12 protein-coding genes and 2 tRNA genes are annotated in these 15206 nt (G+C 50.0%); 8 read left to right on the forward strand and 6 right to left on the reverse strand.

The annotated features are described in order from the left end of the window. Positions 1 to 167 precede the first annotated feature (167 nt). On the forward strand, positions 168 to 779 hold the full coding sequence (locus DB48_RS09160; RefSeq protein WP_041510069.1) for a superinfection exclusion B family protein: 612 nt from the start codon (positions 168 to 170) through the stop codon (positions 777 to 779). 106 nt (positions 780 to 885) lie between these two features. Here the strand turns inward: DB48_RS09160 and DB48_RS19890 are convergent, their stop codons facing one another. Continuing rightward, positions 886 to 1014: a DUF3149 domain-containing protein gene (locus tag DB48_RS19890; protein ID WP_011867043.1), complete on the reverse strand. Its 129-nt coding sequence runs from the start codon at positions 1012 to 1014 to the stop codon at positions 886 to 888. A 310-nt stretch (positions 1015 to 1324) separates the two neighbouring features. On the opposite strand from DB48_RS19890, the gene DB48_RS09165 reads away from it, so the two are divergent. Together DB48_RS09165 and DB48_RS09170 are read left to right on the forward strand one after the other, a co-directional pair. Continuing rightward, a tRNA-Leu gene (locus tag DB48_RS09165) sits at positions 1325 to 1409 on the forward strand. A 51-nt stretch (positions 1410 to 1460) separates the two neighbouring features. Then, positions 1461 to 1547: transfer RNA gene (locus DB48_RS09170), tRNA-Leu, on the forward strand. 161 nt (positions 1548 to 1708) lie between these two features. Here DB48_RS09170 and DB48_RS09175 read toward each other — a convergent pair. After that, entirely contained in the window at positions 1709 to 2386 is a 678-nt protein-coding gene (locus tag DB48_RS09175) for a TorF family putative porin (protein WP_041509990.1), read from the reverse strand. A gap of 541 nt (positions 2387 to 2927) precedes the next feature. On the opposite strand from DB48_RS09175, the gene nrfD reads away from it, so the two are divergent. Genes nrfD through DB48_RS09190 form a run of 3 tightly spaced genes read left to right on the forward strand, consistent with a single transcriptional unit; the run spans position 2928 to position 7629 of the window. Further along, positions 2928 to 3824, forward strand: coding sequence for an NrfD/PsrC family molybdoenzyme membrane anchor subunit (gene nrfD / locus DB48_RS09180; RefSeq protein WP_041509991.1), 897 nt, complete (start codon positions 2928 to 2930; stop codon positions 3822 to 3824). A gap of 9 nt (positions 3825 to 3833) precedes the next feature. After that, complete coding sequence (locus tag DB48_RS09185; protein WP_041509992.1) at positions 3834 to 4550, forward strand: 4Fe-4S dicluster domain-containing protein; 717 nt, start codon at positions 3834 to 3836, stop codon at positions 4548 to 4550. A 4-nt stretch (positions 4551 to 4554) separates the two neighbouring features. After that, the gene (locus DB48_RS09190) at positions 4555 to 7629 is read left to right on the forward strand and encodes a molybdopterin dinucleotide binding domain-containing protein (RefSeq protein ID WP_041509993.1); all 3075 of its coding nucleotides are present in this window, start codon (positions 4555 to 4557) and stop codon (positions 7627 to 7629) included. A gap of 194 nt (positions 7630 to 7823) precedes the next feature. Here the strand turns inward: DB48_RS09190 and DB48_RS09195 are convergent, their stop codons facing one another. The 4 genes from DB48_RS09195 to DB48_RS09210 form a co-directional block, all read right to left on the reverse strand. Then, positions 7824 to 8786: a LysR family transcriptional regulator gene (locus tag DB48_RS09195; RefSeq protein ID WP_041509994.1), complete on the reverse strand. Its 963-nt coding sequence runs from the start codon at positions 8784 to 8786 to the stop codon at positions 7824 to 7826. A gap of 501 nt (positions 8787 to 9287) precedes the next feature. Further along, positions 9288 to 10388 (reverse strand): site-2 protease family protein, encoded by a 1101-nt coding sequence (locus tag DB48_RS09200; protein WP_041509995.1) that lies wholly within the window; start codon positions 10386 to 10388, stop codon positions 9288 to 9290. A 115-nt stretch (positions 10389 to 10503) separates the two neighbouring features. Then, positions 10504 to 12174 carry a DUF342 domain-containing protein gene (locus tag DB48_RS09205; protein WP_041509996.1) on the reverse strand — a complete coding sequence of 557 codons (1671 nt, stop codon included), beginning with the start codon at positions 12172 to 12174 and terminating at the stop codon, positions 10504 to 10506. 185 nt (positions 12175 to 12359) lie between these two features. Continuing rightward, positions 12360 to 13388: a class I SAM-dependent methyltransferase gene (locus DB48_RS09210; RefSeq protein WP_041510070.1), complete on the reverse strand. Its 1029-nt coding sequence runs from the start codon at positions 13386 to 13388 to the stop codon at positions 12360 to 12362. 203 nt (positions 13389 to 13591) lie between these two features. Between DB48_RS09210 and DB48_RS09215 the strand changes: the two genes are divergently transcribed. Together DB48_RS09215 and DB48_RS09220 are read left to right on the forward strand one after the other, a co-directional pair. Further along, positions 13592 to 14008, forward strand: coding sequence for a hypothetical protein (locus DB48_RS09215; protein WP_235375375.1), 417 nt, complete (start codon positions 13592 to 13594; stop codon positions 14006 to 14008). Then, entirely contained in the window at positions 13992 to 15203 is a 1212-nt protein-coding gene (locus tag DB48_RS09220) for a hypothetical protein (protein ID WP_082035614.1), read from the forward strand. Before DB48_RS09215 ends, DB48_RS09220 begins: the two co-directional genes overlap by 17 nt. Positions 15204 to 15206 lie beyond the last annotated feature (3 nt).

Genomic DNA, 15206 nt, shown 5'->3' on the forward strand with positions numbered 1-15206 from the left:
CCAGATCACATAGCTTTAAGCATAGCCTGATTCTTATATTCTGCTCGTGCAAAGGAATGAAAATGTCGCCAAGATGATGTTTGTAAAGTCTTTATGTGGCTTTGCGGGTTGGCATTTTACTTGCAGTTATTCTGCTTACTGCAGGTTTTTTGACACTAGGTATCAAGATGGAAAAATTAAATCTGATGCTGTTTAAACAGACGAGTCCCAAGCAAGTGATCTTCAATTTGATGTTGTGGCTGACCCTGATCAGCGCCGCCTTACTCTTTGCGCCCACCTCTCTGATGCAGACTCTGAGGCTAGAGCTGCTGGTGAGTCAATATGCCCACTTTATCGGCCTGGGATTGATTATCGGCGCGGCCTATCTCCTGACCCAGGTGGCCAACTATTTTCTCGATGAGGCGATCAAGCATCTCAAGGGCAAGCGTACCACCGAGACCATAGAGAAGAAGGTGCGGCTGCTGGATCCGACCGAGCGCGCCCTGTTAAGAGAGTTCTTCCTGCAAGGGGAGACAGTGCTGACCCTGCCTGAGAATGAGGCGGCGGTGCAGAGCCTGCTGGAGGCCAACATCTTGCAGTATCTGGGTAACAAGCAACAATACGCTATTCATGGCCCGACCGCAGATTTTAAGATTGCCATGGAGGCAAGATCCCATCTCAATCGCCAGGTCTTGCGTCTGCCTCAGGGCGAACCCAATCCCGAGCAGCTACAGCTGCTGATCAAGGCCAGACCCCACTTTATTCATAGTGTGGTGCCCAGTCGCAAACACGCCGCCTGATCTCCTATGGGGAATTGGTGGGAAACACCGAACGATAGATAAAAAAGTGGGGGCATCAGCCCCCATTTGCATTAGAAATATGATTTTGTGGACTTCGAGGTCCTATCTATTCTGGTTTCGACTTCGAGATAAACAACCACATGATGTATGACATTATGCCAATGGTTGTGAAGATAACTATCATAGATAGCAGACCAATGGGGTTACCAAACATTAAATCTAACCAAAATGCCATGTGAGAAGTCCTCTTTCGCAGCTGTTTATATCGTTGTCCAAGCTAAATTAGCGCGAATGGATATGAGAAATGCTGATCTCGATCAATTAATGCTGTCAATTTGATAACGCCTTGTCATCGTTTTGAGAATTTTGTGAGCCTGGTGGCAAAATTTCCTCGTGTGAATAGCCCGATTGTGCCGAGTTTTAGGCGCTTAGGATGAAAAATCGGCAGTCGGTAATAAAGCTGTCGCAAAAGGCTTGCCATTAGTAAAAGCAAAGGTATAATTCCGTTCACTTACTCGAGACAGAGAGTAAGGTCTGATTGATGAGCCGGAGTGGTGGAATTGGTAGACACGACGGATTCAAAATCCGTTTCCTTCGGGAGTGACGGTTCAAGTCCGTCCTTCGGTACCATTATCAGTTGCTCTCCTTGAGAGAATAGCGGTAAGATCAGACAGACAAGATGCAGATGTGGTGGAATTGGTAGACACGCTAGCTTCAGGTGCTAGTGGCTTAACGGCCGTGCGAGTTCAAGTCTCGCCATCTGTACCAACTTGTTGATGCAACCCTCTCTTGAAGAGATAAGAACCTGCTTAATAGCAGGTTTTTTTATGCCTGAAATTTATTGCTGCTCGGCAATAATCCCTCCTAAGACTTTGGAGCGCCATCGGCGCTCCATTTTGGCTTATTTTTATCTGATTAACTGCTGATAATTAGAAGTTGTAGGCAAGGCCAACCATATAGTGATCATGTTCGAATTCCTGATAGCTGACTTCTAACATCAGATCCAATTGAGTCAGGAGCGGGTAGCGATAGCGTAACCCCACGTCATAGATGGTGCCTGCTACTTTACCATTGTCGAGATATTCATAACTTTCTGCATCGGTGAATAGACCTAGATGGGCGGTTAGCTGGCTCTCGTTAAAAAGGTCGAGGCCATAGTTAACTTCTGTGTACCAAGCTTCTACATCTTGGTCATAGTTTACCATTAGATTAAGTGCCTTATAGTCGAGACTGACTGAATACTCGACGCTGTAGCCGCCAGCCCCATAAGTGTATTTCATGGCGTTGAAGCCCAGGCCTAGATCCTCGGTGAGCATCTGGTAGTAACCGCCGTAGTAATCAATTTCATAATCATTGTAGACGCTACCTTCATCCTCATAGCGATAGGTCTCGAAGGAGGTGCCTAGATAGAAGCCACTTCCATGTTCCACCATCAAGTCGCCCTGCAGGGTAGGCTTGTTGTCGCTGATAGTCTGACCGCGCCACAGGTAGTTGCTTAGTCCCATGAGTACGCCTGAGGTAGCGAACTGGCTTTCTTCGGCCAATAGAGGTTGGCTCATGGTGCAGGCGATAGCTAAGGCGCAAGAGGAGAGTATTACTTTATTCATTATCAACCCTTAAAATATTCTTGTGTTAAATTAATGCCAACTTATTTTGGCGCTTATTTCTTGCCACTTATTTGTGGTTTGTAGATTGTAATAAATAGATTTAAATAAAATAATTGCCTGCTGTTAGAATATTTTTTGTTTGTGATGTGATTTGTTTTTTTTGATTTTTTAAAAATGCAATTTGCGTTTTGAAGAGTGGGTTTCGTATGGTTATAAAGTTTTCTTTATTCTATCTGTATGATTTTAAGTTGATTTTGCTGTTGTTTTTTGTTGGGGGATGTTTTCTGTTTCTTGGTAAATGTTTTTTTTACAAAGTAAAAATAACCACTTCATTCAAAGTCTTGATATTCAGTTGATACGTTTGATAACTAGTGTGATCTGGCTCCTTATTTATTATTTTTTGGTTTGTATTATTTTGACCAAGGTGAAAAACAATTTTCGCCCGTTTGGTCTGTGATATATCGTTTTGAATTTCTTTAGTTCTATGCCAATGAATTAATCGGCTGGAATAAAGAGGTATATAGAATAATAAGGAATGTCTATGAGCGAAGTGCATTGGGGGCTGTTGGTAGCAGCCTATCTGTTCTTAGCCGGTGCTGGGGCGGGGGCCTTGTTTATCAGTGGTGCCCTGGTTCTGTCCGAAAAGGTGGTTCACGTCCACCACTGGTCGACGGCGAAGTATAGCGCCATCTCGGGCTTGTTACTCTTGATGCTGGGGACCGGGATGATCGTCTTCGACCTGACCTCTTTCCAGTACGGCATCTTCAATGGCGACATGAGTAAGCTTCTACGCTTCTACCGTCTGTTTATGACCTTTGAATCCAGTTCCATGATGAGTATAGGTACTTGGCTTCTAACCTTAGCGATTATCTTCGCGCTGCTGTTTTGTATCTCCTTTAAGCGACGTAATCAAGAGACCTTCTCGAGCCGTCGCTATGCGCTGATCAATTTGATCTTTGCGGTCTGTGTTGCCTCCTATACAGCGCTACTAATCGGCGATATTAAACATAACATTGTCTGGTCTAATAGCATCTTGGTAGTGATCTTCCTTGTATCCGCCATCTCCTCTGGCGCCGCCGTGGTGTTAGTTATCAACACTTGGTTAAAACATAGTGATCCACATCATAGCTTTGCTAAGGCTGATTCCTTGGTGATGCTTATTGAGCTGTTTGTGTTGGGTATCTTTGTCTATGCCATAGCAAATGTGAGTAAGTTTTACGGCCTGGATAACCTGCTTGGTATGGCGACATCAGCCGGTAAGATTTGGTGGCTCGGCGCCGTTGTAGTTGGCTTGTTGCTGCCGCTATTGCTCAACCTTACCTCCATCATGGGCAGGGGTGGCGTGTCTCACATTAAGGAGTACGGTATTGCTGCACTTACCTTAGTCGGTGCCTTCTGTTTACGCTATTCGGTCTTGTTAGCCGGTCAGTCTTATTAGGAGCTAAAGATGCTAGATAGAAGAAGAACACTCAAACTCCTGGCTGGTGGCGCCATAGCTACCACAGGCATGATGTTTATCCCAGCAGATCCTGTGATCGCCGACATTCGTCGTCAGGGCAAAAAGCGTCTGGCTATGGTGATCGATCTTGGTCGTTGCAACGGTTGTAAGGCCTGCGTAGTCTCCTGTGGGGTAGAAAACGGCAACTTGCCTGACGAGCACAGAACCCAGGTGCCACAACACAGCGTGGATCTGAATGGTAAGCAGTATGTGTTTAATATGCCGATCCTCTGCAACAACTGTGACAAGCCCTCCTGTGTGTCTGTTTGTCCGACGGGTGCCACCTTTAAGCGCGAAGAGGACGGCATCGTGGTGGTGGACTCACAGTTGTGTATCGGTTGTAACTATTGTATCCAGGCTTGCCCCTACGATGGAGTACGTTTCACTCACTCGGCAACGGGCACAGTGGATAAATGTAACTTCTGTATTCAGCGAACCAGCCGAGGATTGCTACCAGCCTGTGTCGAGACCTGTACCGGTGCAGCCCGTGTCTTTGGCGACATCAATGACCCCGAGAGTGAAGTTTCCAAATTGATAAGCCAACACAGGCCGCTGGTGTTGCAGGCCGGCAAGCAAACCTCCCCTAACGTGTTCTATATCGGCTTAACCCAAGACGAGAGCAACACTGCATACAGTATTAATTCTCCTCAAATCTGGCAGAGGTAGCAGCATGGATCGTAGAGATTTTTTAAAGGCGGGTTCGGTTGCCGCCGTGATGACAACAGGCACTTTGGGTGCCAAGGCCGCGACAAAGGCTAACGTGAATGACGCCGAGATCAGTCGCTATGCACCGACATCTCTGACCCCGGAGTATTACTTTGATCAAGACAAGCAACTGGTAGAAAATCCTGAGCAGCGTTTTGCCTTTTCTAAGTGTTTTGGATGTTTCAACGTCTGTGGTGCTAGGGTCAGCATAGATAACAAGACAGACAAGGTGCTGCGCGCAGTTGGTAATCCTTATACTCTGACGAATAATGCGGGCCAGCCTTTTACTATGGAGACGCCACCTAAGGAGGCGATGCTGCAGCTCTCCGCTGTCAGCGGTATGAGTCAGAGCAATCGGGCGACCTTGTGTGGTCGCGGCAATGCAGTGCCTGATGCTTTTGAGGATGAACATCGTATCACTCAGTGCCTAAAGCGAGTGGGCAAGCGTGGTGAAAATCGCTGGCAAAGCATTTCCTACGAGCAGCTACTCAAAGAGGTGACAGAGGGCGGTGATCTATTCGGTGAGGGCAAGGTCGAGGGACTCAGGGCGATCCATGATAACCCTGCTTTAGCAAATGCTAATTATCCGGATTTTGGGCCGGTGAAAAATCAGTTGTTGGTCTCTACTTCTTCTGAACAGGGGGCCAGGGCCGATTTTTTACATCGTTTTGTTAAGGAGTCCTGGGGAACGCCCAACATAGGCAATAAAGACTCTTATTGTGGTCACCAACAGGTGGCGGGCTGTGCTTTGGGCTGTTTCGATGCGGTTGATGAGATGGCCTTGCCCCAGGTGGATTATGAGGAGACCAAGTTTGCCATCTTCATCGGTACCAACCCTGGACTCAGTGGTAACGGTCTCAACGTGGGCTCGCGTCGTTTGGCCAAGGCCCGCAGCGATCGCCCTGACTTTAAGTATGTAGTAATCGATCCTATCTTACGCTCCTTAACCTCAGAAGTGGATAACAGCCAGGGTGAGTGGCTGCCAATTGTCTCTGGCGGCGATACCGCGCTGATGTTTGCCATGATGCAGTATATCATCAATCATGATCGCTATCGCCGAGCCTATTTGGAGGCGCCGAGTCAGGCCTGCGCCGATGCAATTGGTGAGATAAACTACACCAACGCCACCTATCTGGTGGTCAAAGAGCCGGGTCATCCACTGTTTAACCAGTTTCTCACCGCCGAAGCCTGCGGTGTGGGCGAGGCCGAGGTCAAGATGGTGATCGACAAGGCAACAGGCAAGCTGGTGACCAGTGAAAGTGATCAGCTTGCTGAGCTCTTTTACAAGGGAACACTGGCGATTGGCAATGGTGTTGAGCTTCAAGTGGAGACCGCCTTCTCACTGCTTAAACATCGGGTCAACGAAACTTCTATGCGCCAACTTTCCGAGCGTTGTGGTATATCTGTGGCCAAGATTGAGGAGTTGGCCAAGGAATTTACCTCCCATGGCCGCAGCGTGGCTATTGAGACTAATACCGGCTGTAATGCTTCAGACGGCGGACAATTCGCCTTTGCCATGATCATGTTGGCGACCCTGGTGGGTGCCCATAATGCTAAAGGCGGCATGATGCACATGGGCGGTGTGGGCTACGCTACCATGTATGATATCTATGACGGTCCTCTGTATAACCTGATGGATTTTGAACACACCTCGCTGACCGGTTTTAATGCCGAGCGCTCTGGCGACTATGAACTGAGCCATGAGTATCAGCAGAAGCTGGCTAAGGGGATAGATCCTTACCCTGCAGAGCAGCCATGGAACAACACCTTTGTGCAGGACAATAGTGGCGAGTTACTGGTGGCTCATGCGAATAAGAACCCGTTCCAATTCAAGGCATGGATCACTTGGGCGACCAACCCTATCTATGGCTGCTCTGGTCTGCAGGATCAGGTGGAGGAGTCTATCAAAGATCCTAAGCAGCTTGGGTTGATCATCGCCCTCGATCCCTATATCAATGAGACTAATGTCTTCGCAGACTATATAGTGCCTGACTCATTGCAGTATGAGCAGTGGGCCAACTCACGCATGTGGGGAAGCGAATTTATTGGTGATGTAGCCTGTGTCCCTGTGGTAGCTTCGCGCAACGTCAAGACCGCCCAGGGTCAAGAGGTCAACATGGAGCAGTTCCTGATCGATGTCAGTAAGGCTATAGGGCTACCAGGATTTGGTGATAAGGCTTTTAAGGATGCCGAAGGGCGAGACCTACCTATCCACACGCCAGCGGATTTTTATGTTCCCCTATTTGCCAATATCGCCCATACCGGCACAGTGTTGCCTTCGCCTACAGATGAGGATATTGCTTTTACGAGCGTTGATCGTGTACTGCCGCTATTTAAGGCCAGACTTAAGCCTGAGGAGCTGGGACCGACTGCATATATGCTAACCCGTGGTGGTCGTTATGAGCGGGTGGATGATCGCTACGAAGGGGAGTTCTTTAATCCCATGATGCGTATGGATACCCAGTTCCAAGTGTACAACGAGTCGCTTGCTCGGGTGAAGGACTCTTATAGTGGTGAATATAACGACGGTCAGCCCGTTTATGATGTAGACAGGTTTTGGGATGGTTCAGCTTTGCGAGATTTGTGGAAGGCTAATGAGTATCCATTTAATCTGTCAACGTTCAAGCTGCATCTTCGTAGTCCCTATTCGGTAGCCTTGCCACGCATCACTGCTCTGGGGGAGACCAACTATATCCATCTGCATGAGGATGATGCCGCCAAGTTTGGTATTAAGGATGGTGATAGGGTGCAGGTGTTGTCTCCTAAAGGGAAACATATCGAGGGAATTGTACAGGCTGACAAGACGGTGGCTCGTAACACCATAGTGGTGGGCATGGGTTATGGCCACTGGTGTTTTGGCGCTAGCGATCTTGAGGTTGATGGTCAGGTTATACCTGGTATCCCATCGAGAGGCACAGGTATCTGTCCTAACCCGTTTAACATAGTGGATCCTAGCCGTAAGGGCGCCAGTCTCTACCGCGATAAGACCTTTGGTTCGACCGCGAGACATGGAGTGCCGGTAGCTATTCGCAAGGTGTAATTGCAATATGAGCGTCGTCTTAAGTGAGATGACGCTCATAGTTGCTTAGCTCAGATTAGATGTGATCTGTTATTAGGCTTATCTTTGTTGCCAATCACTCGGATAGGATACTTTCCCCCATCTCCTGTCTTAGCAACAAAGGTTTTTCCTAGATACTCTATTTATCCCTAATTGATAAATAGAGTTTTTTCTTCTTAGCGCTTCATCGCTAGATACCACTCATCACGAATGTTATTAAACAACTGTTGCTTGAGCCAGTGATGAGTCGTTGATTGGTTTATTTCAGAAGAGATTAGGTAGTTGCCAACCCTGCGGCCGACATTAATCTGTTTCAGCAGATGCGCTGTTAATTGGCTTGGTAGAGTGGCGGTTCGTAGCCCTTTGATAATTTCGCAAAACTCACGGGTAAAAACATTGCAGCTCATGGAAATAGCTCGGCTATCGAGGATATGGCGACTGAGTGCCGCAATATTATCGGTAGCTCCGATTACATTCACAGCGATTCCCTGCTGTTTGGCGAGTTGTGCAATTAAGGGCTGACTTAGATCGTTATAATTATCCATAGCGAAATAATCGTACTGACATAAGTTTTCTAAGGTAAACTCCTCTGAAAATACCGCATGTCCTTCCTTGGCTATTAAAAAAAGATCCTCCGTCGGTGATAACATTTCGTGAATTATTTTGTGATCTTTAAAGTTTTCATAAACCACAGCGAAATCTATTTCGCCATGCTCGATAGCGCGGCTACAATCGCTGGAAAGTGTGCGTACTTCGAAGGTTAAGTTAGGCGCCTGAGGTAATATTTGTTGGTTGATTACCTTGTTTATCACATAGGTAAATTCATTATAGGCGTAGATCTTAAAGTGACCCTTTGCTGTAAGTGGGTTGAAATGAATATGGTTATGTTTAATTACCTGATAATCATGTAGCAATTGTTTGATATAAGGAAGGAGTTGAACAGCCTTATCCGATAAAACAAATCCTTGTGCTCGACGAATGAAAAGCACATCGTTAAAAATGTCGCGCAGGATGCCCAAATGGCGGCTAACAGAGGAGATACTTATGCCTAGTTCGTTAGCGACCAAACCGGCATTCAGGTGACGGCTTATGGATTCGAAAATGATTAGTGACTGATAATCGAGTTTGTCTATGTTCATAGAGGGAAGGCAATTCGAGATATTTATTCATTTTTATCATGGTATAGAGATGACAACAAATTTAATGGATAAATTTGTGTATTGGATTGGCATCTACCCTAATAAAGATTAAAAAGTGCTACTTAATTTAATAGTGTGTACTGTTTTTTATATGAAGTTTACCTTGAAAAGCAAAACTGATCACCTGGAAAAATTTTTAGTATCTTAGGGGAAAGCGATAATCGCTGTCGTAAGAAGTTAACTAAGAAAAGGTATACAAGAAAGAGGGATAGGATGGTGAGGATATTTTTTTGAGTGTTTTTAGGGTTAGAAAGAAGGCTTTTGGCATGTTGTCTCAGAGCTATTTCATATTGTTTGATTCGACAGATTAATGGATTGGAGGGGCTTACAAATGGGAGACATATGTGGATGTTGTATTGTCTCGTTGATCTGGTTGCCTGCCTCGGTTCTCATCTAAAAGAACGAGGCAGTATTTTAAATGATGATGCAAAGATTAGGGGACTAGCTTTGCAAGATCTTGAGCGGTAGGCCAAGCATGTCGTCGCCGCTGCCGGCCAGGTACCAGATGATGGCAACCAGGGCACCGACGGTCAGCAGGTACCAGATGGCTGAAAATACCTGGCCGTATCTGTCCAGCGGCAGCAGATGACTCTGATGGCGGGTCTTCCATTCGAAGACGATCTCCAGGCTGCCGATGAGGAGCAGGAAGCCCAGTAGCGCCAGCCCCAGGCTGTAGCTGATGAAGACGCCGATGGCGGCACCCGCCACGCAGGCAATCAGCCCCATCAGACTGTTCATCGAGAAGCTGATGCTCTTGAGAATATGCCCGCCGTCCAGGGGCAATATGGGCAGCAGGTTGAACAGGTTCAGCAGGGCGTTGAAGGCGGCGAGCCCGGCAAACAGTGGGTTGTCTGTGACCCAATAGGCGACTAGGGAGGCTATCGACATCAGGAGGCCGAAGGTGGGCCCCATGATGGAGATCACCACATCCTGCCAGCGGGTGTTGAGCTTCTCGTCGCTCAGCGCCAACCCGCCCATGAAGGGGATGAGGTAGATCCCCTTGGTCTTCATGCCGAAATACTTCATGGCGCGAATATGGCCGTACTCATGGAACATGAGGCAGGCGATCAGCGCCAGGGCAAATTCGAAGGAGAAGAGCCAGGAATAGGCGGCGACGCTGGCACCGGCCAGCACAACCTTAATCACCTTGGCGCTCTTGAGTAGCTTAAAGCCCAGGGAGGCCAGGCCCACCAGGCTCAGTTTCTGTGATGCCTTAACCGGGGTGACGGGCGTCTGACGCTCAATGTCTTTGGCGTCACGGCTACCTTGGCTCAGCACGGCATCTTCGCTCAGCAGGCGATAGTTGAGGCTAAAGGGTTGCCAGATGAGATCCACTTCCAGGGTGAGGGGGATCTTCTGTACCGATTGATCTTGAGGGTTATGACGGCTTAACTCGAACTCATGGTTTCTCAGTCCCTGATTATCGGCACTGGCCTCTTTGACCGACACCAGTTGATTGTCCCAGAAGAGTTGTTGCCAGCCCGCCAGCGAGCCTTCGAGGCGCAACTCTTTGCCTAAACAGTCTATTCTCAGTAGTTCCACTTGTTTTCCGTTATCCGTTACCGCTATCTGGCGGGGATTATGCCTGTAAAGTTATGGCAAAGAAAAGAGGCCCGACAATTTTGCCGGGCCTCGTTGATCTGCTAATAGATTGCGATCACTTGCGATTGCTGTAGTCGAAGCTGATCTCCTGGCCTTCGTTGACCACTATGCAGGGGCCGTGCTCACGCTGGGTGCGATTAAAGGCGGGGCCGATATGTAGCTCGACGTTGGCGAAGATGTGTTTGCAGGCCTCGATGCGGTACTCCTGATAGTAGCGTTCCACTTCCTGCTCGATGGCGTTGAACTCCTGCTCCTCGCGGGACCACTCCTGGGTGATGCGGCGCTTCTCTTCCAGCATCCCCTTGACCTGCTCGACCATGAGGGCGTCGTCCTGCCACTCTGCCTTAGGGGGCAGCTTGTTGAGGCTGGCCTCTATGTTGAGCTTGGCCACCACCATCTGTTTGATCCCCTGATCCAGCTGCTTGAGTTCCTCTTTGAGCTCGCCGTGCTTCATGGCGCAGAAGACCTCGGTGCGGGTACCGGCCGTGGCACCAATGATCACCGCCTTGATGCCCTTGTCGGCCTGGGCCACACCACCCACAAGATCGCCCCGGCGGCCATTGGCGTCGCTGACGATGAGGTGCCCAGCGGTCTGGGTATGACTGTGCAGTAGCTGCTTGGTGACCAGGATATCGCCTTCGGCCTTTAACTCTGAGTATTGGACGAACTGGGCCGAGATCTGCCCTTTGGCAGAGAGCTTGGTAGAGAGTTGATCTTCCTTGAGCTGGCGGCCAATTACCCCCTTGCTGACGGTAATATCACCATCGGCGATCAGTTGAGCCGAGTCGACAAATCCCATCACGGTAATATCGCCGGTGGATTTGACCACCATGCCTTCATGTACGTCGCCGGTAACCAGGACACTGCCCTTGAAGTCGACATTGCCGTAGCCGATATCCACATCTTTTATCTGCAGCACATCATCGACCTGCATGCCACTCTTGGTCTCTACCGGCTGGCCGGCGACGGTGGCGACCAATACATTGGGGTCGGATTCCAGTTGCTCTGTGCCTGTGCCTGCGGTGAGTTGGAGATCTTTACCGGCGATCGGTAGCAAAGGCTCACCCTGAACGTTGTAGCCCTTGGTGCCTTCGGTCGCGGGGATCTTAATCATCAACTTGTCGTTGGGCTTGACCATGATGATCTCACCCAGGTTGCGCATGTCGACCGTGCCGTCGGCGCGCTCCTGAGGCTGAAGCAGGCGCTCCCTCGCTAGAGGTACCTTGCGCTCGACGATGGCGTTGGTGCCATTGATGGCGGGCTTGCCGTGGGCGAACACCTCGCTGCAGCTCTCTCCCGGTGCCAGGGTCGGTAGCTTGGCGAGCAGGGCTTCAATCTTGACCTTGCTCAGCCCCATGCTGATCTGCTCTGTCTTGAGGGCTCTTAAGATATCTTGCAGTGTCAGAGACTTACCACCCCATGGGGCGGTGAGCGTCATCTCGGCGCTCATCTTGTCGTCGCTGAGGCTGATGGCGATCTCGGCGTCGCGGCGCTCGGCGATCTCGAAGAAGAGTTCATACTGGCCATCGTCCTGGCCGATCACCTTGTTGACCTGAGCGACGGCCTTTTCGATAACATTCTTACGGGGACAAAGCTGGCAAAATTCGGGCAGGGTGAGCAGTTCGAGAATGGCGTCCACCGTCAATGGGCCATGGGTATTGGGAATGACTTTAAATTCGGCTAAGTTTCCGTCACTACTCAGTTCTATCAGTCCAGGATCCAGCATAGAAGTTTCCGTAGGTTAATTATTATTTTAGTTAGTATTCTCCCGAGTATAACAGCATAAAGTTTGACCTATGAAGCCCTATTTTATGATGCAGATGAAGCGCATGATTGAAATGAGATCTTGTACGACAAAAGCCGGGTGGCCCCGGCGATAAATAACAGATTAAACAGTGGTTTTTAAGCGACTTATGCCTTGCGGTTGGCGTAGATCTTGTATTTGTTGTTCTCGGCGGTCACATTCACCGTCTTGAAGAACTGGGCTATGGTGTCACTGTAGGGCAAGTGGCGGTTGGCTACTATCTGCCAGATCCCACCAGACTTGAGCTGGGCCTCGCTCTGCTGCACGAAGCGGGTCGCGATCTCTGTGGTGCTGTCCAGTCCATCGTGAAATGGCGGGTTGGAGATGATGGCGTCGAACATTCCTTGGGTTTGCGTTAAGCCATCGGAGGCATAGACCTTGGCCTGCATGCCGTTGGCCGCCAGGGTTAGCTCACAGGAGGCGAGGGCCATGGCGTTGATGTCGACACATTCGAGTTCGAGGGCGGGATTGGCCTTGAGCAATGCTGCGGTGATCACCCCGGCGCCGCAGCCAAAGTCGAGTACTCGTCCCTCAAGCGTAGGCAGATGCTGTAACAGTAGCTCAGTGCCCTCATCCAGTCGCTTCTCGCTGAAGACACCGACCAGGTTGCAGATGGTTAGCTCCCCCTGTGGTGTACTCAGCGAATAGGTTTTGACCCAATCGCTCAGGCTTATCTCGGGTGCCTCGCTCTGCAAGGTGCTGGTATAGAGCATACAGTGACGGGCATTGTCACGCTTGATGGCTGCGTCGAAATAGTCGGGCATTTGCTTGGCTATCGAGCGGATGCCGCCCTTCTTTTCGCCGACGATCACCAGATCGCCACCGGGGATCAGATGGCGCCCGGCTAGGTTGAGCAGGTAGGGGCTAAGGCTCTTGGACTTAGGATAGAAGAGCAGCACGACGTCGAAAGTTTGCGCCGATGGCAGCTTATGGCCGAAATGGCATTGCAGGCGGGCGTTTTCATGGCCTTGCACATGCTGATAGTGGTTGAAATCCAGGGCCAAAGTGGTGACTTTTGTGGCATGTTCCAACAGGGTCGTCGCCAGAAGATCGCACTCATGATTGATGAGCAAAACATTTTTTGATTCAAACAGTTCGATATTTCTTAGGACGACTTGAGAAGGATTAGATAACACGCGTAACCACAGGCCAAAGGGGAATTTGCGGCAATTATAGCCCAAGCCTCTATATTATCAGTAACATTTATTATGCCAGTTTGCCGATTCTTGCCTAAGCTATATCTCATCAGACGATAAATTTCCTTTGTTATGTGAGATTTGGCGCATGACCTGGGTAGGTAGGAGATAGAGGAGCGGGGATGCGGCGATTGTCGACATGGATGTGCCTTTTGGGCCTTTGTTGCGCGAATGTATTTGCCGCTCAGGTGATCGTCAATGCCTCGGTGGAGAGCTTAGATATTACCCCGAAAGATCTTAAATTAATCTTCGCCATGCAGAAGCTCTATTGGCCTGACGGCCAGAAGATCCAGGTTTTCATCCTCCCCAGCGATTCCCCCATACATCAAGAGTTTTGCTATCAGCAATTGGAGCTTATGCCCTATGTGCTGCGGCATCGTTGGGATCGTCTGGTGTTTTCCGGAGTTGGCGAGCGGCCGATCACCTTAGACTCGGAGGTGGAGATGCGAGAGAGGGTGGCAAATACGCCCGGTGCCATAGGTTATGTGTCCGGAGGCGGTGAGGTCGCCGTCGAGATAGGTGTCGAGCGTCAAGGAGGACAAGATGAAGCCGAGCATTAGTCACTTAAGTCTGAGACGCCTAAGCCCGATGGCCTTAACGATTGGGATATCACTGGCTCTGTGTGCGTCTTCCACTGTGTTGGCGCAGGTTGGTCAGTGGCAGGTCAATGGCTTCGTCGGTCAGGGTTATATTGCCGCAGATGGCAGCGAATTTATTGTCGGCGAGTCGGGAGATGCATTCGATGTCACCGAGGCGGCGCTGCATCTCTCCTGGGTGCCCGATGAACATTTTCGGGTGGCGGGCGCCGCACGTTACCGTCAGTGGGGCAACCTGGATGAGTCTGGACTGAGTGCCGACTACCTGTTTGCCGAGTATAAGTTCATCTTAGATCAGGGCTATGTGGGGGCCAGAGGTGGCCTGTTTAAGAGTGAGGCAGGTTTCTATACCAGCACCCGCGATGTCTCCTTCACCCGGCCGGGGATCTTGTTGCCCCAGTCGGTATACAGCGATTATCTTCGCGATGCCCTGCTACATATTACCGGTGGCGAGCTATTTGGCGGCCATCCTGTCTTCGACGGCTCGCTCGAGTGGCATCTGACACTGGGGGATGCGCAAACCTCTGACGACCTGACCCGCAACGTGGTTGGCTCCGAGGAGTTCGGCCACTTCGATGCCGATGGCTATTGGGGGGCGGATCTCGAGTATCAGGACGATAGCCTGCGACTGGGGCTCACCTATTTCGATGCCGAGAGTCGCTATCAATCCCATCTTGGCGGTCCCTTCGGCGATGGCAGCCTGCGTTCCAAGCACTGGATAGTGTCGGCACAGTATCGGGTAAACTTCCTCGAATTTACCGGCGAGTATCTGCACTGGGACCGCTATGTGGGCGGGGTGTTTGTCCCCCCTGAATTGGGGATTTATGAGGTGAGGGGGTATGGCTATTACCTGGATGTCCGTGGCTATCTGCCGAGTGATGTCGAGGTGTTTGTTCGCTACGATCATCAGGTGCTTGATGAGAGCGATCCCGACGGCGATAAGCTAGTTGAGCGCGGGGTGCCCGGTTACTTTGGCTATGCCCACGACTGGACGCTTGGCATGCGCTGGTTACCGGCGAAAGATTGGATGGTGGCGGCGGAATATCACAAGGTAAGCGGCGCCGCCTGGGTGACCCCTATCTTGAAGCCTAATCCGGCGGCGCAGGACAAGGACTGGTCGCTGTTTGCCATCGAAATATCCTACAAGTTCCAGTGGTGATGC

The organism is Shewanella sp. cp20 (assembly GCF_000832025.1).
In the GTDB taxonomy this organism is placed as follows: Bacteria; Pseudomonadota; Gammaproteobacteria; order Enterobacterales; family Shewanellaceae; genus Shewanella.